This window comes from Hylemonella gracilis (genome assembly GCF_004328645.1).
GTDB lineage: Bacteria > Pseudomonadota > Gammaproteobacteria > Burkholderiales > Burkholderiaceae_C > Hylemonella > Hylemonella gracilis_B.
The window spans coordinates 2720424-2743459 of record NZ_CP031395.1 but is presented as its reverse complement, the minus strand read 5'-3'; the positions used below and the strand labels follow the sequence as shown (position 1 = coordinate 2743459).

The window sequence follows — 23036 nt, the reverse complement described above, 5'->3', positions numbered from 1 at the left end:
TTTTCAAAGGACTTTCCATGAACACGCAAACTTTCAAGCAGACCCTGGTGGTCCTGCTCTGCACCCCGGTCCTGGTCTGGGCGCAAGGCAGCCACGGCGCGCACGCGGGCCACGACATGGGCGCCATGCCGGGCGCCCATGAGATGGCGGGCATGCCACACGGTGCGATGGCCACGCAGGGCTCGGCCCCGGTCCACGCAGCAGGCCGGCCCGGCGATCCGGCCCGGGTCACCCGCACAGTGCCACTGCAGATGGACGACAGCATGCGCTTCACACCGGCCGACATCACGGTCAAGGCGGGCGAGACGATCCGCTTCTTCATCGTCAACCAGGGCCAGCTCGTGCACGAGATGGTGATCGGCACCCGCGCGGAACTGGACGAACACGCCGAGATGATGAAGCGCATGCCCGGCATGCAGCACGCGGAGCCCAACCAGATCAGCCTGAAGGCGGGGCAACGCGGTGGCATCGTCTGGACCTTCGACAAGGCGGGCACCTTTGCCTTCGCCTGCCTCGTGCCTGGCCACAAGGAAGCGGGCATGGTGGGCACCATCACTGTCCAGCCGCAGTGACCCCGGGAGCACGCGATGCAACGACGCACTTTTCTGAGCCGTACCGCGCTGCTGACCGCAGTTTCCCTGGCTGGAGCGGCTGCGGCCGGTAACAGCGCCGGCGCCACGGCCGGCGGACCGGTGATCGAGGTCTGGAAGACGCCGACCTGCGGCTGCTGCAAGGACTGGCTGCGCCACCTCGAGGCCGAAGGCTTCGCGGTGACGATCCATGAGGTCAGCGACGCCATGAAAAACGACTACCGCCGCCGCCTCGGCCTGGCGGGTAGCTTCGGTTCCTGCCACACCGGCCTGGTGCAGGGCTACGTCATCGAGGGGCATGTGCCAGCGCGTGACATCCACCGTCTGCTGCGAGCGCGGCCCGCCGCCCTGGGCCTGGCTGTGCCCGGCATGCCCGTGGGGTCGCCGGGCATGGATGGCCCCGAATACGGCGGCCGCAAAGACGCCTACGATGTGCTGCTGGTGCAACGCAGCGGCGCGGCGACCGTGTTCCAGTCCCACCGGTGAAACCCATGTCCGCATCCGATCACGACCACCACCACGCCCGGCACGACGGGCACCATGGCCATGCCGACCATGCGCAACGCGACACCCCAGCTCAGGCTCAGCCCGCCGCGAGCGCGGCACCGCCGGCCCGGCCGGGCGAATACACCTGCCCCATGCACCCCCAGGTGCGTCAGCCAGGGCCCGGCGACTGCCCCCTCTGCGGCATGGCGCTGGAGCCGGTGCTGGCCGGCCCGGAGGACGCCGGCAGCCCCGAATTGCGCGACATGACGCGCAGGTTCTGGATCGCGCTGGCGCTCACGCTGCCGGTGTTCGCGCTGGAGATGGGCGGGCATCTGGTCAATCTCCATCAGTTCATCGCGCCGCGTGTCTCCAACTGGGTGCAACTGGTGCTGGCCACGCCGGTCGTGCTCTGGACCGGCTGGCCTTTCTTCGCGCGGGCGGCGGCCTCGGTCAGGCACCGCAGCCTCAATATGTTCACGCTGATCGCGCTGGGCACGGGCGCGGCCTGGCTCTACAGCATCGTCGCGACGCTGGCACCCGGGCTGTTCCCGCCCGCCTTGCGCGACGGGTACGGCGCCGTGGCCATCTACTTCGAGGCGGCGGCCGTCATCACGGTGCTGGTGCTGCTGGGTCAGGTGCTGGAGCTGCGGGCGCGTGAAAAAACCTCCGGCGCCATCAAGGTCCTGCTGGGCCTGGCCCCGAAGACGGCCCTGAGGGTGCGCCCCGACGGCGGCGATGAAACGGTGCCCGTGGACGGCATCCAGGTTGGCGACCTGTTGCGCGTGCGCCCCGGCGAAAAAGTGCCCGTGGACGGTGAACTCGTCGAAGGCAAGGGCAACGTCGACGAATCCATGGTGACGGGCGAGCCCCTGCCGGTGGCCAAGGCCATGGGTGCCAAGGTAACGGCGGGCACGCTCAACCAGACCGGCGGTTTCGTGCTGCGGGCCGAGAAGGTGGGGGCGGACACTTTGCTGGCGCAGATCGTCCACATGGTCGCGGCGGCCCAGCGCAGCCGCGCGCCCATCCAGCGCATGGCGGACCAGGTCTCGGCCTGGTTCGTGCCGGTGGTGATCGGCCTCACGATGCTGACCTTCGCCGCCTGGCTGCTATGGGGGCCGGAGCCGGCTTTCAGCCATGCGCTCATCAACGCGGTGGCAGTGCTCATCATCGCCTGTCCCTGCGCGCTGGGCCTGGCCACGCCCATGTCCATCATGGTTGGCGTGGGGCGGGGCGCGCGGCAGGGCGTGCTGATCCGCGACGCCGAGGCGCTGGAGCGCATGGAGAAGGTGGACACCCTGGTGGTGGACAAGACCGGCACGCTGACCGCGGGGCGGCCCGAGGTCGTGCATGTCGAGGCCGCGCCGGGTTTCACGGCAGAGGACGTGCTGCAGAAACTGGCCAGCGTCGAGCGCGCCAGCGAGCACCCCCTGGCCCTGGCCATCGTGGCGGGTGCGCAGGCGCGTCAGCTGCCGCTGCTGCCCGTGGCGGACTTCGATTCGCCGCTGGGCAAGGGCGTGGTCGGCACGGTGGGCGGGCAGCGCATCGTCTCGGGCAGCGCCAAGTTCCTGGCCGAGCAGGGCCTCGATACGGCCAGCCTGGCCACGCTGGCGGAGGCGCAGCGTCGCCAGGCGGCCACCGCCATCTACGTGGGCGTGGACGGTCGCCTGGCCGGTTTCGTCGCGGTGGCCGATCCCGTCAAGGCCACGACGCCGCGGGCCTTGCAGGCGCTCCAGACTGCGGGCATTCGCGTCGTGATGCTGACGGGCGACGGCAAGACCACGGCCGAGGCGGTGGGGCGCCAGCTCGGCATTGCCGAGGTGATTGCCGACGTGTTCCCCGAGGACAAGGTCGCGGTGGTGCGGCGCCTGAAGGCGCAGGGCCGGGTGGTGGCGATGGCGGGCGACGGCGTCAACGACGCGCCGGCCCTGGCCGCCGCGGACATCGGCCTGGCCATGGCCACGGGCACCGACGTGGCCATGGAAAGCGCGGGCGTCACGCTGCTGCATGGCGATTTGATGGGCATCGTGCGGGCACGCGCGCTCTCGCGCGCGACCATGCGCAACATCCGGCAGAACCTGGTGCTGAGCTTCGCCTACAACGTGGCAGGTATCCCGCTGGCCGCGGGCGTGCTGTACCCGGCCTTTGGCCTGCTGCTCTCGCCCGTGGTCGCGGCGGCGGCGATGGCCCTGTCCTCGGTGAGTGTCATCGCAAACGCCCTGCGCCTGCGCACGGCTCGGATCGAATGAGCGCAGGGTGGGAACCTAGGGTATTCCTTGGGTTCCCGCGTTTTGTCCCTGCAGTGACAAGCCAGTCGCCTGCCTGCGTCCTACAATCGGCGGCTATCGAACGGTCGTTCTATTTTCGATTCGACAGAGGAAGGCAAGCATGAGTGCTGACTATGAAGTGCGCGGCGATGTGGCCGTCATCACCCTCAACAACCCGCCGGTCAACGGCCTGGGCCATGCGACCCGCAAGGGCGTGACCGATGGCCTGGAACGTGCCAACGCGGACCCCAAGGTCAAGGCCATCGTGATCACGGGTGCCGGCCGCGCCTTCTCGGGCGGCGCGGACATTCGCGAGTTCGGCACGCCCAAGGCGATGCAAGAACCCAATCTGCTGAGCGTGATCGCCTCGGCCGAGAATTCGGCCAAGCCCGTGGTGGCCGCCGTGCACACCATCGCCATGGGCGGTGGTCTGGAACTGCCCCTGGGCTGCCACTACCGCGTCGTCGCGCCGGGCACCAAGGTGGCCCTGCCGGAAGTGAAGCTGGGTCTGATCCCTGGCGCCGGCGGCACGCAACGTCTGCCGCGCGCCCTGGGCGTGGAACCCGCACTGAACATGATGGTCAGCGGCGAGCCGGTGCCGGCCGAGATGCTGCTGCAGGTGCCGGGCCAGAAGCTGTTCGACAAGATGGCCCAGTCTGCCGAGACGCTGCTGGACGAAGCCATCGCGCTGGCCCGTGAGAAAGCCGATGTCCGCCCCTTGCCCAAGGTGCGTGACCTGCCGGCGAAACACCCCCTGGGTGACGCCTACTTCCAGTTCGCGCGCAACACCGTGGGCGCGATGGCCAAGAACTTCCCCGCACCGCTCAAGTGCGTGGACGCGGTGGAAGTCGCCACGAAGAAGAAGTTCGATGAAGGCATCGCCTACGAGCGCGAGCATTTCATCAACCTGATGTGGACGCCCGAGTGCCGCGCGCTGCGCCATGTGTTCGCGGCCGAGCGCGCCGCCAGCAAGATCGCCGATGTGCCGGACGACACGCCCAAACGCGAGATCAAGACCGTGGCCGTCATCGGCGCGGGCACCATGGGCGGCGGCATCACCATGAACTTTTTGAACGCGGGCATTCCGGTGAAAGTTCTGGAGACCAAGCAGGAAGCGCTGGACCGTGGCATCGCCACCCTCCGCAAGAACTACGAGGCTCAGGTGGGCAAGGGCAAGCTCAAGCAAGACAAATACGAGCAACGCATGGCTCTGCTGAGCACGACCCTGAGCTACGACGACATCCAGAACGCCGATCTGGTGATTGAGGCCGTGTTCGAGGAGATGGGCGTCAAGGAATCTGTCTTCAAGAAGCTCGACGCGATGATGAAGCCCGGGGCCATCCTCGCTTCCAACACGTCCACGCTGGACCTCAACAAGATCGCATCCTTCACGAAGCGTCCGCAGGACGTGGTCGGTCTGCATTTCTTCAGCCCGGCCAATGTGATGAAGCTACTGGAGGTGGTGCGCGGCGCGAAGACCGGCAAGGACGTGCTGGCGACCGTGATGGCGTTGGCCAAGACCATCAAGAAGACGGCCGTGGTGTCGGGCGTGACGGACGGTTTCATCGGCAACCGCATGATCGAGCAGTACAGCCGCCAGGCCGGTTTCCTGCTGGAGGAAGGCGCGACGCCCGAGCAGGTGGACAAGGCCATCGAGAAGTTCGGTTTCGCCATGGGCCCCTTCCGCATGGGCGACCTGGCGGGCAACGACATTGGCTGGGCCATCCGCAAGCGCCGCTACGTCGAGAAACCCGGCATGAAGTACAGCAAGACGGCGGACAAGCTCTGCGAGCTGGGCCGCTTCGGCCAGAAGACCGGCGCGGGCTGGTACGACTACAAGCCCGGCAAGCGCGACGCCATCCCCAGCGAGCTGGTGCACAAGATGATCGAGGACCATCGTAAGGAACTCGGCATCACGCCGCGCAAGATTTCCGAGCAGGAAATTGTCGAGCGCCTGGTCTATTCCCTGGTCAACGAAGCTGCAAAAATTCTGGAAGAGGGCATTGCGTCCAAGGCCAGCGACATCGACATGGTCTACCTCACGGGCTACGGCTTCCCGCTGTGGCGCGGCGGTCCTATGCAGTACGCCGACACCGTGGGCCTGTTCAACGTGGCCGAGAGCATGAAGCGCTACGCGAAGAATCCCCTGGACGATGCCCAGTTCTGGCAGCCGGCGCCTCTGCTGCAAAAACTGGTGGCCGAAGGCAAGACCTTCAACAATGTCTGAGGCCGGCCTGGCCGGATGAGCAAGTACACCCCCTGAGGAAGATGTTATGAGCAAGGCTGTCATCGTTTCCACCGCCCGCACGCCGCTCGCGAAGAGCTGGCGCGGTTCCTTCAACATGACCCACGGCGCAACCCTGGGCGGCCACGCGGTCCAGCACGCCATCGCGCGCGCGGGCATCGACGGCGCTGACGTCGAAGACGTGCTGATGGGCTGCGCCACGCCCGAGGGCGCGACCGGCTCCAACATCGCGCGCCAGATCGCGCTGGCCGCGGGCCTGCCGGTCACGGTGTCCGGCGTCACGGTCAATCGCTTCTGTTCCAGTGGCCTGCAGACCATCGCCATGGCCGCGCAGCGCATCATCGCGGGCGAGGGCGACGTGTACGTGGCCGGCGGCGTGGAAAGCATTTCCTGCGTGCAGAACGAGGCCAACGTCCACATGCTGCACGACCCCGCGCTGAAGGCGAAGAAGCCCGAGATTTACTGGAACATGCTGCAGACGGCCGAGCAGGTGGCCAAGCGCTACCAGATCGGCCGCGACGCCATGGACGAATACGGCGCGGCCAGTCAGCAGAAGGCCGAGGCCGCGCTGGCGGCCGGCAAGTTCACCGACGAGATCGTGCCCATCACGGTCACGGCGGGCGTGGCCGACAAGACCCTGGGCATGATCAGCAAGCAGGTCACTGTGAGCCAGGACGAAGGCATCCGTCCCGGCACTACCAAGGACGGCATCAGCGGCATCAAGCCCGCCATTGCCGGCGGTGTGATCGCGGCGGGCAACGCCAGCCAGTTTTCAGATGGCGCGGGCGCCTGCGTGCTGGTCCACGAAGACTACGCGAGCCGCAAGGGCCTCAAGCCCCTGGGCCGTTTCCTCGGCTTCGCGGTCGCGGGCTGCGAGCCCGACGAAATGGGCATTGGCCCCGTCTTTGCCGTGCCCAAGGTGCTGAAGCGTCTGGGCCTCAAGGTGAGCGACATCGACCTCTGGGAACTGAACGAAGCTTTCGCCGTGCAGGTGATCTATTGCCGTGACAAGCTGGGCATCCCGGCCGATCGCCTCAACGTCAATGGTGGCGCCATCGCGGTGGGCCATCCTTACGGCGTCAGTGGCCAGCGCCTGACCGGCCACGCCCTGATCGAAGGCAAGCGTCGGGGCGCGAAGAAAGTGCTGGTCACCATGTGCATTGGCGGCGGCATGGGTGCGGCGGGGGTGTTCGAGGTCCTTTGAGGTTTTTGCAGGCGAGAGGGTGTCATGCCTGCATCACTTCAAGCCAGAGGACGCACGGTGACTGACTCCGTTCGTGTCCCCCGGAGCGGCTGTGCCGCTCCTCCTTTACCTCACTGCGCCAGTCACCGCACATCCTCTGGCCAGCGACATGGCGTGCTACCGAGGGGTGCAAACACCTTGGCGGAGCGCGAGAGTGCGGGGTGCAAGCGCAGCGAAAAAAAGGGGGAATTCAAAGGTCGAAGACCTTTGAAGGAGGACATTCGCGGAGCTTGTGCCCCGTGCTCTCGGGCGATGAGGCTCACGAATGTGAACATGATCGCGTGATGTGGCACCCCGTCTCAAAGGCGATGCGACAACACCCCGCATGAAAATGAGAGAGACATGAGTTACCGGCAAACACTCGATTTCTTGTTGCACGACTGGCTGCACGCCGACACGCTGACCCAACGCCAGCGCTACGCCGAGCACAGCCGCGAGACCTTCGACGCCGTGCTTGACACCTGCGAGCGCATCGCCCGCGAGAAGTACGCCCCGTTCAATCGCCTGATCGACACCGAGGAACCGCGCACCGTCACCGAAGCCGACGGCAGCCTGCGTGTCGTGCTGCCCCAGGCCACGCACGAGGCGCACCGGGCCTACGCCGAATCCGGCATGCTCAGCGCCGCGCAGGACCACGACATCGGCGGCATGCAACTGCCTTACTTGGTCGAAGCCGCCGCCAACAGCTTCTTCGGCCTGGCCTCCATCAGCATGGGTTCCGGCCTGCTCACGGTGGGCAATGCCAACTTGCTGATGATGCATGGCACCGAGAAGCAGAAACAGGTTTTTGCCCTCAAGGAATTTTCCGGCCAGTGGTCGGGCACCATGTGCCTGAGCGAACCGCAGGCGGGCTCGTCGCTGTCCGACATTGCGACCAAGGCCATTCCTGACGGAGCGGATTTCGCGCAGGACCCGCTGGGCCCGCGCTACCGCCTGCGCGGCAACAAGATGTGGATCTCGGCTGGCGAACATGATCTGACCGAGAACATCGTCCACCTCGTGCTGGCCAAGATCCCGGGGCCGGATGGCAAGCTGGTGCCGGGCGTCAAGGGCATTTCGCTCTTCATCGTGCCCAAGAAGCTCGTGAATGCCGATGGTGAATTGACGGGCCAGCGCAATGACGTGGCCCTGGCCGGGCTGAACCACAAATGCGGCTGGCGTGGCACCACGAACACCTTGCTCAATTTCGGTGAAGGGCAGTTCCCCGTGAATGGCGCGTCAGGCGGGTATGACGGAAACGGCGCAGGCGCCGTGGGCTACCTCGTCGGCCAGCCTGGCGAAGGCCTGCGCTGCATGTTCCACATGATGAACGAGGCGCGCATCGGCATCGGCATGGCCGCGACCATGCTGGGCATGGCGGGTTACCACGCGGCCCTGGATTACGCGAAGAATCGGCCGCAGGGGCGGCCGATCACTGGCGCGGGAAAAGATGCCAGTCAGCCGCAGATTCGTATCATCGAGCACGCGGATGTGAAACGCATGCTGCTTGCGCAGAAATCCTATTGCGAAGGGTCGCTCGCCTTGCAGCTTTACTGCGCCCGTCTGGTCGATGAACAGCGTACTGGCACGCCCGAGGACGCCGACGAGGCGCGCCTGCTGCTGGAGGTGCTGACGCCGATCGCCAAGAGCTGGCCCAGTGAGTGGTGCCTGGAGGCGAATTCCCTGGCCATCCAGGTCCATGGTGGCTATGGCTACACGCGCGACTTTCCGGTGGAGCAGTACTGGCGCGACCAGCGCCTGAACATGATCCACGAGGGCACGCACGGCGTCCAGGCCCTGGATCTGCTGGGGCGCAAGGTGCGCATGGAAGGCGGGCGCGGTCTGACTCTGTTGGCCGCGCGCATGAACGCCACCATCGAGCGCGCGATCCAGCAGCCTGAATTGGCCGAGCACGCGAACGCGCTGGCCCAGGCCCTGCAGCAGGTGGGCGCGGCCACCAAGGCAGCCTGGGCCACCGAGAACCCGACCGAGGCGCTGGCCAATGCCGTGCCCTACCTGCAAGCCTTCGGCCATGTCGTGCTGGCCTGGATGTGGTTGGACCTGGCCTGCCGCGTGGCACCCGCCGACACGACCGGTGGGGCGGTCACCGCGGACCGTCGCATGGGCGTGCTGCATGCCACCTGCTATTTTTTCCACTACGAGTTGACGAAAATCAAGCCCTGGCTGCAGGTGGTCGCGGCGCGTGACCTGACTTGCGCGACCATGCCGGAGGCCGCTTTCTGAGGGAGGCGGCTGCGCGACCACGCGCTTTCCGCTTTAATCCGCGCATATGCGGTTTAACCTCTTCTCAGGAGCAATGTGATGAGCAACGAACGCCAAAAGACCCGGGTGGAAAAAGGCGCCTGGGTCTGCCTGTACGGCGGCCTGCTGGCCGTGGTGCTGGGTTTCGTCTTTCAACGCCAGGGGCCGGACATGGCGGACCTGGCCGGCATATTCCAGGTGGGCGGCGGCCTGGTCGCCGCCACGGGCGTGGGCCTGATCTGGCTGCGTTCCGTGATGAAGTAGGCCCGGCCCGACGGCCGGCATGACAACAACGAGGAGACAAGCATGACCCGTACCGTACAGCAACTGTTCGACCTTCAAGGCCAGTCGGCCCTCATCACCGGGGGCTCGCGCGGCCTGGGCCTGCAGATCGCGCATGCCCTGGGTGAAGCGGGCGCCAAGGTCCTGCTCAGCGCCCGCAAGGCCGAAGAGCTGGAGGAGGCTGTCCAGGAGTTGCAATCCGCCGGCATCGACGCCCGCTGGGTTGCCGCCGACTGCGCACAGGAGGCTGACATCCAGCGGCTTGCGCAGGAGGCGCTGCAGCGACTGGGTCACGTGGACATCCTGGTCAACAACGCGGGCGCGAGTTGGGGCGCTCCGGCGGAAGACCACCCCACCGCCGCCTGGGACAAGGTGATGAACCTCAATGTGCGGGGTTATTTCCTGTTGAGTCAGGCGATTGCCAAGCACGGCATGATTCCGCGCAAGCAGGGACGCATCGTCAATGTGGCCTCCATTGCCGGCCTGGGTGGCAACCCGGTGGAGATGAAGACCATCGCCTACAACACGTCCAAGGGCGCGGTGATCAATTTCACGCGCGCGTTGGCGGCGGAGTGGGGCGTGCATGGCATCACGGTGAACGCGATCTGCCCGGGTTTCTTCAAGACCAAGATGGCGACGGCGCTGATCGAGAAGCTGGGCGAGGACAAGATGGCGGCGCACGCGCCGCTGCGGCGTCTGGGGGACGATGAGGATTTGAAGGGCGTCGCGCTGTTGTACGCCTCGGCGGCGGGCAAGCACATCACGGGGCAGTGGTTGGCGGTGGACGGCGGCGTGAGCTGCGTGGTCTGAACCTGCTTGATCGGAATGAAGAATGGGGCAGGCGAGGTCAGGGACCGCTCCTCATATGATTTGCTGCGCAAATCGAAATCGTCGGGTTCCCTGACCCCGCCTGCCCCATTCTTCCTTGAGACGTCAACACCATGAGCATCCCCTTCGGCGCCGAGATTCCCTTCGTCAACCACCTGGGCTTCGAGCTCGTGAAGTTCGAGGACGGGCAGTCCGAGCTCGTCTTCGCGCCCCGGCCCGAGCACCTGAATTCCTTCGCCGTCACGCACGGCGGCGCACTGATGACCTTGCTGGACGTGACCATGGCCAGCGCGGCGCGCAGCGTCGACAAGTCCATGGGCGTGGTCACCATCGAGATGAAGACCAGCTTCATGCGGCCGTCCAAACCCGAGCTGGGCGCCCTCACGGCCAAGGGCCGGCTGATGCACCGCAGCACCACCATGGCCTTCACCGAGGGCACGGTGTACGACGGCGAGGGCCGGCCCTGCGCCCACGCCACGGGCACGTTCAAGTACGTCAAGCGCCTGCCGCCGGGTTTGAAAAAGCTCGACGACCAGGTCTCAACCGACTAAATCGCATTCAATCCGCATCGGGCCCGCCTTCGTTTGCATGCGGCAGGCCCAACACAAGAGGAGACCACCATGCCCCGCAATCAACAGATCCTGCTCGTCAGCCGCCCCGAGGGCGAGGCCACGGCGGCCAATTTCAAGCTCGTCAGCACCGACACGCCGCCCCTGCAGGATGGCCAGGTGCTGGTGCGCCACCACTACCTCAGCCTCGACCCTTACATGCGCGGGCGCATGAGCGATGCCAAGAGCTACGCCGCGCCGCAGGCGCTGGGCGAGGTGATGATCGGCGGCACGGTCGGCGAGGTCGTCGAGAGCCGCCATCCGAAGTTCGCGCCCGGCGACAAGGTGGTGGGCATGGGCGGCTGGCAGGACTACGGGGTGGTGGACGCCACGCAGCCTGGTGCCCTCAGCAAGGTTCAGGCCGGTGACGGTCCCGGCCAGGTGCCGCTGTCGCAGTACCTGGGCGCGGCCGGCATGCCGGGCGTGACGGCCTGGTATGGCTTGGTCAAGATCATCGAACCCAAGCCGGGGCAGACTGTGACCGTCAGCGCGGCCAGCGGCGCGGTGGGCAGCGCCTATGGCGCGCTCGCGAAAGCGCGGGGTTGTCGGGTGGTGGGCATCGCGGGTGGCAAGGAAAAATGCGATTACGTGGTGAACGATCTGGGCTTCGACGCCTGCATCGACTACAAGCAACACACCGACGCGGGCTCTTTGTCCAAGGCGCTCAAGACGGCTTGCCCGGACGGTATCCATGGCCATTTCGAGAACGTGGGCGGGATGGTGCTGGACGCCGTGCTCTCGCGCCTGAACGCGCACGGCCGCATTGCCCTGTGCGGCGTGATTGCAGGCTACGACGGTGCCCCCATTCCCCTGACCTACCCGCAGCTGCTGCTGACCCAGCGCATCCGCCTCGAAGGCTTCATCGTCAGCGAGCACATGGAAGTCTGGCCCGAGGCACTCAAGGAACTGGTCGGCCTGGTCGCCAGTGGCAAGCTGCGTCCGCGCGAGACGGTGGCTTCTGGCCTGGCCGCCGCGCCCGAGGCCTTCCTGGGCATGCTGAAGGGCCGCAACTTCGGCAAGCAGCTCGTGAAGCTCATCTAGTCCCCGCCGCCGCATGCGCGGCCAGCCCAAAAGGAGATCGCCATGCACCAGACCCATGACGTGTTCAACCAGCCCGCGCCGCTGGTCGATGTGAATCTCTTCGAGGGCAATCTGGCGATGCGCGACGCGCTCAAGGTCCACGCGCCCGGGCTGAACCTGCGTCCCCTGGAAGACCTGGGCGCCCTGGCGGGCAGCGCCACCATGCAGGTGCATGCGCGGCTGGCCAATGTCCTTGGCCCGCAACTGCGCACGCACGACCGCCAGGGCTACCGCATCGACGAGGTGGAGTTTCACCCGAGCTACCACATCCTGATGGCGGCAGCCATGAAGGCGGGCCTGCATGGCTCGCCTTGGCTGGACAACACACGCAACGCCCATGTGCTTCGGGCGGCGGGCTTCATGCTCTTCACCGAGCTGGAACCGTCCATGCTCTGCCCGATCTCCATGACCTACGCCGTCACGCCCGCGCTGCGCGCCAATGCGGCTATCCACCAGGAATGGTCACCCGGCCTGGGCGCGCGCGCCTACGACCCTGCGCTCACGCTGTACAAGCACAAGGCGGGCCTCACCATGGGCATGGGCATGACGGAAAAGCAGGGCGGCAGCGACGTGCGGGCCAACACCACGCGCGCCGAGCCCGATGGGCACGACGCCTGGGGCGCGCGTTACCGCCTGACCGGCCACAAGTGGTTCTTCTCGGCGCCCATGAGCGACGCCTTCCTGGTGCTGGCGCAGACGGCGAACGGGCTGTCCTGCTTCTTCCTGCCGCGCGTGCTGCCCGAGGCCTTGTCCGGCAGCACCACCCAGGGACAGCACAATGCCTTGCGCATCCAGCGTCTGAAGGACAAGCTGGGCAACAAAGCCAACGCCAGTTCGGAAGTGGAATTTGAAGGCGCGCTGGCCTGGCTGGTGGGCGAGGAGGGGCGCGGCGTACCGCAAATCCTGGAGATGGGCACCATGACGCGGCTGGACTGTGCCCTGGGCAGCAGCGGCCTGATGCGCCAGGCCCTCACCCAGGCCATCCACCACACGCGCCAGCGTCTGGCCTTTGGCAAGGCACTGATCGAACAGCCCCTGATGAAGAACGTGCTGGCCGACCTGGCGCTGGAAAGCGAGGCCGCCACTGCGCTGGCCCTGCGCCTGGCGCGCACCTTCGACCAGCCCGACGACCCGCATGAAAAAGCCATGGCCCGCCTGCTGACCCCCGTGGCCAAGTTCTGGATCTGCAAGCGCGGCGCCGGCTTCGCGCAGGAAGCCATGGAATGCCTGGGCGGCAACGGTTATGTGGAGGAGGGCGGTGAGGGCGTGCTGGCGCGCATCTACCGCGAGATGCCGGTCAACTCCATCTGGGAAGGCGCGGGCAACATCATGGCGCTGGACCTGCTGCGCGGCTTGCGCAAGGCCGACGCGGCCAGCGCCCTGGCCCAGGAGTTGAAGCCTGCCCTGGGCCAGCACGCCGCGCTCGACCGCATGGCCCGCAGCCTGCCCCTGCGCGTGGAAGTGATGGGCAGCGAGGTGGAAGCGCGCCGCCTGGCCCAGGACGTGGCCCTGGCCGTGCAGGCCGCACTGCTGGCGCAAAGCGCGCCCGGCTTCGTGTTCAGCGCCTTCTGCGAATCCCGCCTGGGCGGCGCCTGGGGCCAGACCTATGGCAGCCTGGGCAGTGGCGTGGACTTCGACGCCATCCTGCGCCGGGCCTTGCCGGCGTGATGAATCTGTCTAAGCGTCAAAAACGCCAGTGTCAGCAGGCTCGCTGGCTGGGGCGGGCCTGACGACTTGGATTTTGCGTTCAGCAAAATCGTATGAGGAAGGTTCGTCCCAGCCAGCGAACCTGCGTGCCAGGGCACGTGCCCGCATAATCGTCGCATGCCGACACAACCGACCTTCTTCTGGCACGACTACGAAACCTTCGGCGTCAATCCCCGCCGTGACCGCCCCGCCCAATTCGCCGGCATCCGCACCGACGCCGACCTGAATGAAATCGGCGAACCCGTCATGCTCTACTGCCGGCCGGCCGACGACTACCTGCCCGACCCCGGTGCCTGCCTGCTGACCGGCATCACGCCCCAGACCTGCCTCGAACACGGTGTGCCCGAACACGAGTTCGCGGCCCGCATCGAACACGAACTCGCCCAGCCCGGCACCATCGGCGTGGGCTACAACACCATCCGCTTCGACGACGAAGTGACGCGCTTCCTGTTCTGGCGCAACCTCATCGACCCTTACGCGCGTGAATGGCAGAACGAATGCAGCCGCTGGGACCTGCTGGACGTCGTGCGCCTGTGCCGCGCCCTGCGGCCCGAAGGCATCGAATGGCCGCTGCACCAGGATGGCCCGATGCAGGGCAAGCCCAGCTTCAAGCTCGAACACCTGACGGTCGCGAACGGCCTCAGCCACGAAGCCGCGCACGACGCCCTGAGCGACGTGCGCGCCACCATCGGGCTGGCGCGGCTCATCAAGCACAAGCAGCCGCGCCTCTTCGACTTCGCGCTGGCCTTGCGCAAGAAGGACGCCGTGGCGGCCGAGCTGGGCCTGCCCACCTCCCAGGCCCAGGCGCGGCCTTTTCTGCATGTGTCCGGCATGTTCCCGGCCGAGCGGGGTTGCCTGGCCCTGATGTGGCCCCTGGCCACGCACCCCACGAACAAGAACGAACTGATCGCCTGGGACCTGAGCGCGGACCCCGCCGAACTGGCCAGCCTGACCGTGGACGACATCCGCCTGCGCCTCTACACCCGCACGGACGAGTTGCCCGAAGGTGTCAGCCGCCTACCCATCAAGAGCGTGCACCTCAACAAATCGCCCATGGTGGTCAGCAACCTCAAGACCTTGCGGCCCGAACTGGCCCAGCGTTGGGGCCTCGACCTTGAGGCCGCGCTGCGCCACGCGGCCGTGGCGCGGGAGCTGCCCGATATGAGCGCCCTCTGGCCCCAGGTGTTCCAGCGCCCGGCGCAAGCCGGCACGCCGGACGTGGACGAGGACCTCTATGGCGGTTTCGTCGGCAACGAGGACCGACGCCGCCTGGCCCGCCTGCGCGCGCTCCCGCCGCAGGAGCTGGCCACCAGTGGTGCCGGTTTTGACGACGCGCGACTGGGGGACATCCTGTTCCGCTACCGCGCCCGCAATTTCCCGGACACGCTGACCGAGGAAGAGCAGGCGCGCTGGCTGACCCACCGCGTGGCGCGCCTGGTCGAGGGCGCGGACGGCGCGCGCAATCTGGACAGCCTGTTCGCCGAACTCGACCAGCTTGGTCAAGACGCGACCGAGGGGGGCGACGCGCGTGGCGAGACGATCCTGGAAGCCTTGTATGCCTATGCCGAACAGATCGCCCCGGAACCATGAACAGCAGCCACCCCAGGCTTCGCGCCCTTCGTCCGCTTCGCCATTCCCTCCTGCTGCGCGCAGGGGCGCAGCCAGCAGTCTGGCAAAGCCCGTTCCGCGGCTGACGCGTGCTGACCGAGGCTAATCCATGACCGACGTTGAATCCCTGCGTGCCTTCGTCGAACGTCACCCACGCCTCTTCGTGCTGACGGGTGCGGGCGTCAGCACCGACAGCGGCATCCCCGACTACCGCGACGCCAATGGCGACTGGAAACGCCCGCCCCCCGTGACCTTCCAGGCCTTCATGGGCGAGCACGCCACGCGCCAGCGTTACTGGGCCCGCAGCCTGATCGGCTGGCGCACGATCGGGCAGGCGCGGCCCGGACCGGCGCACCATGCGCTGCGCACGCTGGAAGCGGCCGGCCGCATTGAATTGCTGCTGACCCAGAACGTGGATGGTCTGCACCAGGCCGCGGGCAGCCGCGAGGTGATCGACCTGCACGGCCGCATCGACACCGTCTGCTGCATGGCTTGCGCGCGCCGCTGGCCCCGCGCCGAATGGCAGCAGACCTTGCGCCAGGCCAATCCGGACTGGGTGGCCCTGCATGCGCCGGCGGCACCCGATGGCGACGCCGATCTGGACGGCGTGGATTTCAGCACCGTGGTCGTGCCGCCGTGCCCACATTGCGCGGTCGAAGGTCGGGTGAGCCTCGTCAAGCCCGACGTGGTATTTTTCGGAGAAAACGCGCCGCGCGAGCGGGTGCAGGCTGCCTTCGATGCGCTTGCGCGCTCGGATGCCATGTTGGTCGTCGGCTCCTCACTGATGGTCTATTCCGGCCTGCGCTTCGTGCAGGCCGCCGTGGCGGCGGGGCAGCCGGTGGCCGCGCTCAACCTGGGCCGCACGCGGGCTGACGAACTGCTGACATTGAAAGTCGAACAATCCGTGGGGCCGGCTTTGCAGGCACTGGCCGCTCCGTATGGGCAGCACTCCAGCGCGCTGCCGGCCTGAGACGGGAAAGGACGCAATATGAAAGTGGCTGTGATGGGCGCGGGCGCCGTGGGCTGTTATTACGGCGGCCTGCTGGCACGCACGGTGCCGGGCGCCGGGCACGCCGTGACGCTGATCGCCAGGCCCGCGCATGTGGACGCCATCGCCCGCGCGGGCCTGCGCCTGGAGACGCAGGCCTTTGACGAGCAGGTGCGGCTCCAGGCCAGCAGTGATGCCGCCGCCGTCGCGGGCGCAGACCTGGTGCTGTTCAGCGTCAAGTCTGGCGCGACCGAGGAGGCCGGCGCGCAGATCCGGCCGCACCTCAAACCCGGCGCCTTGCTGCTCTGCCTGCAGAACGGCGTGGACAACGCCGAGCGCCTGCGCGCCGTACTACCCGACCACACCGTGGCCGCTGCGGTGGTCTACGTGGCCACCGAGATGGCCGGCCCCGGCCATGTGAAGCACCATGGGCGTGGGGAGCTGGTGGTCGAGCCCTCGGCGGCGACCATCGCGCCGGCCTTGGTTGCCGCCGGCATTCCGGTGGAGATCAGCGACAACGTGCGCGGCTCCCTCTGGGCCAAGCTCATCCTCAACTGTGCCTACAACGCGCTGTCGGCCATCTCCCGCCGGCCTTACGGCGTGATGGTGCAGGGCGCGGGCGTGCTGGAGGTCATGGCCGACCTGGTGGCCGAATGCCTGGCCGTGGCGGCGGCCGATGGCGTGGTCATCCCCGGGGGCAGGGAAGCCACGGAACGGGCCGTGCGCCGCATCACCGAGACCATGCCCGGCCAGTACTCGTCCACCGCCCAGGACCTGATGCGCGGCAAGCCCAGCGAGATCGACCACCTCAACGGCTATGTGGCGCGCCGCGGCGCGGCCCTGGGCGTGCCCACGCCGGTGAACCGCGCCCTGTGGACACTGGTCAAGCTGCTGGAAACACAGGTGACTGCGTAGCGGGCGGGTCTGTCGGATGATGGGCGCGCTCAACAACCAGGAGACAGCGACATGATTCCGGATTTCAAGGGCAAGGTGGCCGTGCTCACGGGCGCGGCGTCGGGCTTCGGCCTGGAATGCGCCCGCATTGGCGCAGCGCGTGGCATGAAGCTCGTGCTGGTCGACGTGCAGCAGGACGCGCTGGACCGGGCCGCAGCCGAACTGCAGGGTGCGGGGGCCGAGGTGCTGGCGCGCCGCGTGGACGTGTCCGATGCCGCGCAGATGGAGGCCCTGGCGGTCGCCGTGCAGCAGCGTTTCGGCGCACCGCATGTCGTCTTCAACAACGCGGGCGTGGGTGCCGGTGGCCTGGTCTGGGAAAACAGCGTGGCCGACTGGCAGTGGGTGCTGGGCGTCAACCTCTGGGGCGTGATCCATGGCGTGCGCGTCTTCACGCCGATGATGCTGGAGGCCGCGCGGCGCGATCCCGCCTGGCGTGGCCACATCGTCAACACGGCCAGCATGGCGGGCCTGCTGACACCACCCAATATGGGCGTCTACAACGTGAGCAAGCACGCCGTGGTGGCGCTGACCGAAACGCTGCACCAGGATCTGGCCCTGGTGAGTGACCAGGTCGGCGCTTCGGTGCTCTGCCCTTATTTCGTGCCCACCGGCATCAACAGCAGCGAGCGCAACCGCCCGCAGGACCTGCCAGCCGGCCAGGCCACGCGCAGCCAACGCATCGGCCAGGCCATGAACGACAAGGCCGTCAGCTCGGGCAAGGTGACGGCGGCGCAAGTCGCGGTCGCGGTGTTCGAGGCCATGTCCAGCGGTACTTTCTACATCTACAGCCACCCCCAGGCACTGGGGAATGTGCGAGAACGCATGGAGGCCATCGTGGGACAAAAGAACCCACCCGACCCCTTCGCCGCCCGGCCCGAGGTCGGAGAGAAGCTGCGGCAGGAACTGCGCCAGGACCTTCGCCCGCTTTGAGGCCGCGCCGATGGGCGGCTCAGGGATGGCTGGTGCTTTCCGGCGCCGGTGTTTGCCGGTGCCGGCGCCAGTCCGCGAGCGTGGCAGCCGGCATGGGGCGTGCGTAGAAATACCCTTGCAATTCGTCGCATCCCAGCCCGGCCAGGATGTCACGCTGGCCTTCGGTCTCCACGCCTTCGGCCACCACGCTCAGTCCCAAGGCGTGGGCCAGGCTGACCACGGCCTGCACGATGGCGCGGGCATCCGCGCTGTGCTCCAGGTCGCGCACGAAGCTCTGGTCGATCTTCAATTGATCGGCGTCGAGCTGGCGCAGGTAGGACAGGCTGGAATAGCCGGTGCCGAAATCGTCGATGGACAACTGGATGCCGATCTCGCCCAACTGCTCGAAGATGCGCAGGGTATGGCCCGTGTCTTCCATGGCCACCGATTCGGTGACCTCGAAACTCAGCAGCGCCGGGTCCAGCCCGTGCTTCTTCAGCAACTCGCCGGTGCGCTCGGCCAGGTTGGCCTGGCGCAACTGGTGCACGGACAGGTTGACGGCGACGGCCAAGGGCTGGCCTTGGTCCCGCCATGACGCGGCCTGGATGCAGGCCTGCTCGATCACCCAGTCGCCCAGGGCGTTGATCAGGCCGAATCGTTCAGCCACCGGAATGAAGATGCCTGGTCCCAGCAAGCCGCGCTGGGGATGGCGCCAGCGCGTCAACGCCTCGACGCCGGTCAGGCCGCCGTCGCGCGCGCTGACCTTGGGCTGGAAGTACAGCTCCAGTTCGTCCTGGCGCGTCAGGGCCTGGCGCAGGTCGCGCTGCAGCTCCAACTGCTCCTTGGCACGCGCACTCATATGCGGTTCGTAGAAGGTGAAATCCGAGCCCCCGGCGCGCTTGGCCGCGTGCATGGCCGCATCGGCCTGCACCAGCAACTGGTCGGCAGCGCCGTCACGCGGATAGCGGGCGATGCCGATGGAGCAGGACAGGCGCACTTCCTGCGGGTTGTCCTCGTCGCCGCCGCGCACCACCGCCGACACGTCGTCGATGATGCGGCGCGCGATCCGTGCGATGGCGTCGGCGTCGCCCTGGTTCTCCAGCAGGACCACGAACTCGTCGCCACCGACCCGGGCCACGGCATCGATGGCGCGCAGCTGGGCCGTCAGGCGACGCGCCATCTCGCGCAGCACGTCGTCACCGAAGCGGTGGCCGAAGGAATCGTTGACCGGTTTGAAGCCGTCCAGGTCAACGAAGAGCAGGGCAAAGCTGTGGCCATCGCGCTCGCTGCGATCGACCGCGAGGCGCAGCCGCTCGTCAAGCATGCGCCGATTGGGCAGGCCGGTGAGTCCGTCACGCAGCGATTGTTCTTTCAACTGGTTGTTGCTGCTTTTGAGCGATGCCGCGAGCAGCGCAGTCTGGGTCTGCATGTGCGCGTCGATCATGGAGGTGATGGTCGCGAGCAGGAGCAGCACGCCGGTGGCGGCGGCGATGACCGCGCTCAGGCCCACGCCGCCCAGTTGGTCGGCGCTCAGACAGACCGAGCCTTGCGGGAAGGACGCTGCCGCCATGCCGCTGTAGTGCATGCCCGAGATCGCCGAGCCCATCAAAAGGGCGGCCCCGACCTGTCCCAGGAACGCGGTCTTGCCTTCCAACTTGCGCAGGCCGAAGAAGATCAGCAGGGCCGCCGCCGAGGCGGCGACGGCGATCACGATGGACATCGCCACCCAGAGGACCGACCACTGGATCGGCGGCGCCATCACCAGCGCCTGCATGCCGAGGTAGTGCATGGCGCAGATGCCGCCGCCCATGATCAGGGCGCCGCGCGCCAGCCGGCTCCAGCTCAGTTCGGCATGGCTGGCAATGTGCAGCGCCACGCCCGAGGCACCCACGGCGGCCAGCCAGGACAGGCTGGTGATGGCGTAGTCGTAGCCGATGCTGATGGGCAGGTCCATGGCCAGCATGCCCACGAAGTGCATGGCCCAGATGCCGGTGCCCATGACGATGGTGCCGCTGAGCCACCAGCCACGCGCCACCGACAGGTGCGGCGTGCGCACGCGGCGAGCAAGGTCCAGCGCGGTGTAGGAAGCGAAGCTTGCGATCAGGTAGGAGAGCGCCACGACCCAGGGGTCGTAGCTGGGCGTCAGCAGATCGGGCGAGGGAACCATGAAAAAAACCGCAGGCTAAGCTGGAAAAACAAAGGCGCAAACCCAAGGCACAGACCTGTATGGACAGCGCTGTCAGATTTTGCCTGCATCAGGAGGAGGCTTAGGCCCTCTGCTAGGGAAATCCTCTGGTTGCTGCTCAAAACTCCCGAGGCCGTGAATATTTCACGCTCACCCTGATTGACACGGATGCGCAGTGATGGTGGCGCCCTGTAGGGACCTGACCTGACCTGACCTGACCTGACCTGACCTGGGCCGGGCCGCTCAATCGCTCAGCCCGGGGCACAGTGCCCGTGGCGCCCGTCCGGGCAGGCTGAGCGTCGTGCGCTGTTGCGGGCTCTGCGCCAGCAGCGCGCCCTTGCGCCAAACCCCCAGTCGCACGGGACGCAGCCGGAGGGCCTCCACCACGTCGCGCGCCTGCAGCAGCACGAAGCTGGCGTCCTGGCCCGGGGCGAGGCCGTAGGCCGGCAGGTGCATGACCTGGGCCGCGTGCGTGGTCACCGCCTCATAGCAGGCGCGCATGCCGTCCTGGCTGGTCATCTGCGCCACGTGCAGGCCCATATGCGCCACGTCCAGCATGTCGGCGCTGCCCAGGGCGTACCAGGGGTCCATCACGCAGTCGTGACCGAAGGCCACGGTCACGCCGGCGGCCATCAGCTCGGGCACGCGGGTCATGCCGCGCCGTTTCGGATAGCTGTCGTGCCGACCCTGCAGCGTGATGTTGATCAGCGGGTTGGCCACCGCGCTGACGCCGCTTTCCGCGATCAGGGGGATCAGCTTGCTCACGTAGTAGTTGTCCATGCTGTGCATGGACGTCAGGTGCGAGCCGTTGACGCGACCTTGCAGCCCCAGGCGCTGTGTCTCATAGGCCAGGGTCTCGATGTGGCGCGACAGCGGATCGTCCGATTCGTCGCAGTGCATGTCCACCAGCAGACCGCGCTCGGCGGCAAGCTCGCAGAGCAGCTTCACGCTGGCCGCGCCGTCCGCCATGGTTCGCTCGAAGTGCGGGATGCCGCCCACCACATCCACGCCCAGGTCCAGCGCGCGTTTCAGCTTGTCGATGCCACTGGGGCTACGCAGCGCGCCGTCCTGCGGGAAGGCGACGAGCTGCAGGTCCAGGTAGGGCGCGACACGCTTTCTGACTTCCAGCATGGCACGCACGGGCAGCAGGCTGGGATCGCTGGTGTCGACATGGCTGCGGATGGCCAGCAGGCCTTGCGCCACTGCCCAGTCGCAATAGGCCAGCGCCCGTTCCACCAGGGCTTCTTCCGTCAGCAGTGGCTTCAGTTCGCCCCAGAGGGCAATACCCTCCAGCAGCGTTCCGCTGGCGTTGACCCGCGGCAGGCCATAGGACAGCGTGGCGTCCATGTGGAAATGCGGGTCGACGAAGGGCGGCGAGAGCAGCCAGCCCTGGGCGTCCACGATTTGGTGTGCAGGTGCTTGGTCGGCGCTCAGCCCTTCCCGGATCTCAACGATCTTGCCGTCCCGCACGGCCACGGAAACGTTCTGGCGCCCGTCGGGCAGGGCGGCGTGGATGATGAGCAGGTCAAGCATGGGACAGCGCGATGAGCAAGTTGGTGTGCTGCGCTCGCAGCACTCTTCGTGCCAGTGTACGGCGCGCGTGACGCCTTCCCGTTGCGCAGGGCGCTCAGGTCGACAAGTCGCGCGCGGCCACTGCCAGTGTGGGGTTGGTGCCACGACCCAGCCGCCAGCTGCACAGCGCCACGAGCAGGCCCGCGCCCGTCAGGGCCGCCGCGGTCAGCGGCGTGGCGTTCAAGCCGGGGCCATGGTCGATCGTCAGTCCACCCAGCCATGCACCTGCCGCATTGCCCAGATTGAAGGCGGCAATGTTGAAGGCCGAGGCCAGGGTGGGCGCGCCGCCGGCCTGTTCCAGCACGCGCATCTGCAGTGGCGCCACGGTGGCGAAGGCGGCGAAACCCAGCAGGGCCACCGTCAGAACCGCAGCCACCTGGCCATGCACCGTGAAGGTGAACAACAGCAGCACGGTCGTCAGCAGGGCCAGGCTGCCGACCAGGGTGGGCATCAGCGCGCGGTCCGCCAGCTTGCCGCCCCAGGTGTTGCCCACGACCAGACCGGCGCCGAACAACAGCAGGATGGGCGACACCGCGCCCGCGGGGAAACCGGCGAGTTCGGTCAGCAGCGGGCTGATGTAGGTGAAGGTCGCGAACACGCCACCGAAACCCAGTACCGTCATGGCGAAACCCAGCAGCACCTGCGGGCGCCCCAGGGCACGCAGTTCGCTGCGCAGATGGCCCTGGTGCTGCTCCCGGCTCGGGGCACCAGCAGAGCGATGGCCAGCAGCGCCAGCACACCGACCCCGGTCACGGCCCAGAAGGTGGCGCGCCATCCCCAGGTCTGACCCAGCCAGGTGCCCAGCGGCACGCCCAGCACATTGGCCAGCGTGAGCCCGGTGAACATCAGGGCGATGGCCGAGGCCTGCTTCTCCGGGCGCACCAGGCCGGTGGCCACGACCGAGCCCACGCCAAAGAAGGCACCGTGGGCCAGCGCGGTCAGCACGCGCGCGCCCATCAGGGTGCCGTAACCCGGCGCCAGCGCGCAGGCCAGGTTGCCGAGGATGAAGATGACCATCAGCCCCAGCAGCAGGGTCTTGCGTGGCAGGCCGGTGGTGAGCATGGCGATGGGCGGCGCCCCCAGGGTCACGCCCAGGGCGTAACCCGTGACCAGCAACCCGGCGGAAGACAGCGAAACGCCCAGATCGGCGCCGACCTGCGGCAGCAGGCCCATGATGACGAATTCGGTGGTGCCGATGCCGAAGGCGCCGGCAGCCAGCGCCCAGAGTGCGACGGGCATGGTGAAA

General features: G+C 67.4%; 17 protein-coding genes and 1 pseudogene. 15 read left to right on the top strand and 3 right to left on the bottom strand.

The features are described 5' to 3' along the window. The first annotated feature begins 17 nt into the window (after positions 1–17). From DW355_RS12860 to DW355_RS12790, 15 genes are all read left to right on the top strand, one after another. Positions 18–572: a cupredoxin domain-containing protein gene (locus DW355_RS12860; RefSeq protein ID WP_131280617.1), complete on the top strand. Its 555-nt coding sequence runs from the start codon at positions 18–20 to the stop codon at positions 570–572. Between the two features lie 15 nt (positions 573–587). Next, a complete protein-coding gene (locus DW355_RS12855) occupies positions 588–1076 on the top strand; it encodes a DUF411 domain-containing protein (protein ID WP_131280616.1) in 489 nt (162 codons plus the stop codon). A 5-nt stretch (positions 1077–1081) separates the two neighbouring features. Beyond that, positions 1082–3322, top strand: a complete 2241-nt coding sequence (locus DW355_RS12850; RefSeq protein WP_131280614.1) for a copper-transporting P-type ATPase — start codon at positions 1082–1084, stop codon at positions 3320–3322. Between the two features lie 139 nt (positions 3323–3461). Next, a complete protein-coding gene (locus DW355_RS12845) occupies positions 3462–5567 on the top strand; it encodes a 3-hydroxyacyl-CoA dehydrogenase NAD-binding domain-containing protein (protein WP_131280612.1) in 2106 nt (701 codons plus the stop codon). 46 nt (positions 5568–5613) lie between these two features. Further along, positions 5614–6789: an acetyl-CoA C-acyltransferase gene (locus DW355_RS12840; RefSeq protein WP_131280610.1), complete on the top strand. Its 1176-nt coding sequence runs from the start codon at positions 5614–5616 to the stop codon at positions 6787–6789. A 381-nt stretch (positions 6790–7170) separates the two neighbouring features. Beyond that, positions 7171–9051, top strand: a complete 1881-nt coding sequence (locus DW355_RS12835; protein WP_131280608.1) for an acyl-CoA dehydrogenase — start codon at positions 7171–7173, stop codon at positions 9049–9051. 78 nt (positions 9052–9129) lie between these two features. Beyond that, a complete protein-coding gene (locus DW355_RS12830) occupies positions 9130–9333 on the top strand; it encodes a hypothetical protein (RefSeq protein WP_131280606.1) in 204 nt (67 codons plus the stop codon). 42 nt (positions 9334–9375) lie between these two features. Then, on the top strand, positions 9376–10161 hold the full coding sequence (locus DW355_RS12825) for an SDR family oxidoreductase (protein ID WP_131280604.1): 786 nt from the start codon (positions 9376–9378) through the stop codon (positions 10159–10161). A 131-nt stretch (positions 10162–10292) separates the two neighbouring features. Next, a complete protein-coding gene (locus DW355_RS12820) occupies positions 10293–10730 on the top strand; it encodes a PaaI family thioesterase (RefSeq protein ID WP_131280602.1) in 438 nt (145 codons plus the stop codon). A gap of 69 nt (positions 10731–10799) precedes the next feature. Then, positions 10800–11828 (top strand): NADP-dependent oxidoreductase, encoded by a 1029-nt coding sequence (locus tag DW355_RS12815; RefSeq protein ID WP_131280600.1) that lies wholly within the window; start codon positions 10800–10802, stop codon positions 11826–11828. Between the two features lie 42 nt (positions 11829–11870). Further along, complete coding sequence (locus DW355_RS12810; RefSeq protein WP_131280598.1) at positions 11871–13535, top strand: isovaleryl-CoA dehydrogenase; 1665 nt, start codon at positions 11871–11873, stop codon at positions 13533–13535. Between the two features lie 156 nt (positions 13536–13691). Further along, positions 13692–15164, top strand: coding sequence for an exodeoxyribonuclease I (gene sbcB, locus DW355_RS12805; protein WP_131280597.1), 1473 nt, complete (start codon positions 13692–13694; stop codon positions 15162–15164). A 127-nt stretch (positions 15165–15291) separates the two neighbouring features. Beyond that, on the top strand, positions 15292–16152 hold the full coding sequence (locus DW355_RS12800; protein WP_131280595.1) for an NAD-dependent protein deacetylase: 861 nt from the start codon (positions 15292–15294) through the stop codon (positions 16150–16152). 18 nt (positions 16153–16170) lie between these two features. Beyond that, on the top strand, positions 16171–17085 hold the full coding sequence (locus DW355_RS12795) for a ketopantoate reductase family protein (protein ID WP_131280593.1): 915 nt from the start codon (positions 16171–16173) through the stop codon (positions 17083–17085). A gap of 51 nt (positions 17086–17136) precedes the next feature. Continuing rightward, entirely contained in the window at positions 17137–18054 is a 918-nt protein-coding gene (locus DW355_RS12790; RefSeq protein WP_131280591.1) for an SDR family oxidoreductase, read from the top strand. Positions 18055–18073: 19 nt separating this feature from the next. On the opposite strand, the gene DW355_RS12785 is transcribed toward DW355_RS12790, so the two are convergent. The 3 genes and pseudogenes from DW355_RS12785 to DW355_RS12775 all read right to left on the bottom strand — a co-directional run bounded on the left by DW355_RS12785 (position 18074) and on the right by DW355_RS12775 (position 23029). Next, complete coding sequence (locus tag DW355_RS12785; RefSeq protein ID WP_131280590.1) at positions 18074–20200, bottom strand: putative bifunctional diguanylate cyclase/phosphodiesterase; 2127 nt, start codon at positions 20198–20200, stop codon at positions 18074–18076. A gap of 261 nt (positions 20201–20461) precedes the next feature. Continuing rightward, positions 20462–21751 (bottom strand): amidohydrolase family protein, encoded by a 1290-nt coding sequence (locus DW355_RS12780; protein ID WP_131280588.1) that lies wholly within the window; start codon positions 21749–21751, stop codon positions 20462–20464. Positions 21752–21845: 94 nt separating this feature from the next. After that, positions 21846–23029 (bottom strand): annotated as a pseudogene (locus tag DW355_RS12775) (MFS transporter). Between the last annotated feature and the right edge of the window lie 7 nt (positions 23030–23036).

Coding starts and splice junctions, on each gene's coding strand:
- DW355_RS12860 (WP_131280617.1), top strand. CDS start 18: ATGAACACGCAAACTTTCAAGCAGACCCTGGTGGTCCTGCTCTGCACC.
- DW355_RS12855 (WP_131280616.1), top strand. CDS start 588: ATGCAACGACGCACTTTTCTGAGCCGTACCGCGCTGCTGACCGCAGTT.
- DW355_RS12850 (WP_131280614.1), top strand. CDS start 1,082: ATGTCCGCATCCGATCACGACCACCACCACGCCCGGCACGACGGGCAC.
- DW355_RS12845 (WP_131280612.1), top strand. CDS start 3,462: ATGAGTGCTGACTATGAAGTGCGCGGCGATGTGGCCGTCATCACCCTC.
- DW355_RS12840 (WP_131280610.1), top strand. CDS start 5,614: ATGAGCAAGGCTGTCATCGTTTCCACCGCCCGCACGCCGCTCGCGAAG.
- DW355_RS12835 (WP_131280608.1), top strand. CDS start 7,171: ATGAGTTACCGGCAAACACTCGATTTCTTGTTGCACGACTGGCTGCAC.
- DW355_RS12830 (WP_131280606.1), top strand. CDS start 9,130: ATGAGCAACGAACGCCAAAAGACCCGGGTGGAAAAAGGCGCCTGGGTC.
- DW355_RS12825 (WP_131280604.1), top strand. CDS start 9,376: ATGACCCGTACCGTACAGCAACTGTTCGACCTTCAAGGCCAGTCGGCC.
- DW355_RS12820 (WP_131280602.1), top strand. CDS start 10,293: ATGAGCATCCCCTTCGGCGCCGAGATTCCCTTCGTCAACCACCTGGGC.
- DW355_RS12815 (WP_131280600.1), top strand. CDS start 10,800: ATGCCCCGCAATCAACAGATCCTGCTCGTCAGCCGCCCCGAGGGCGAG.
- DW355_RS12810 (WP_131280598.1), top strand. CDS start 11,871: ATGCACCAGACCCATGACGTGTTCAACCAGCCCGCGCCGCTGGTCGAT.
- sbcB (WP_131280597.1), top strand. CDS start 13,692: ATGCCGACACAACCGACCTTCTTCTGGCACGACTACGAAACCTTCGGC.
- DW355_RS12800 (WP_131280595.1), top strand. CDS start 15,292: ATGACCGACGTTGAATCCCTGCGTGCCTTCGTCGAACGTCACCCACGC.
- DW355_RS12795 (WP_131280593.1), top strand. CDS start 16,171: ATGAAAGTGGCTGTGATGGGCGCGGGCGCCGTGGGCTGTTATTACGGC.
- DW355_RS12790 (WP_131280591.1), top strand. CDS start 17,137: ATGATTCCGGATTTCAAGGGCAAGGTGGCCGTGCTCACGGGCGCGGCG.
- DW355_RS12785 (WP_131280590.1), bottom strand. CDS start 20,200: ATGGTTCCCTCGCCCGATCTGCTGACGCCCAGCTACGACCCCTGGGTC.
- DW355_RS12780 (WP_131280588.1), bottom strand. CDS start 21,751: ATGCTTGACCTGCTCATCATCCACGCCGCCCTGCCCGACGGGCGCCAG.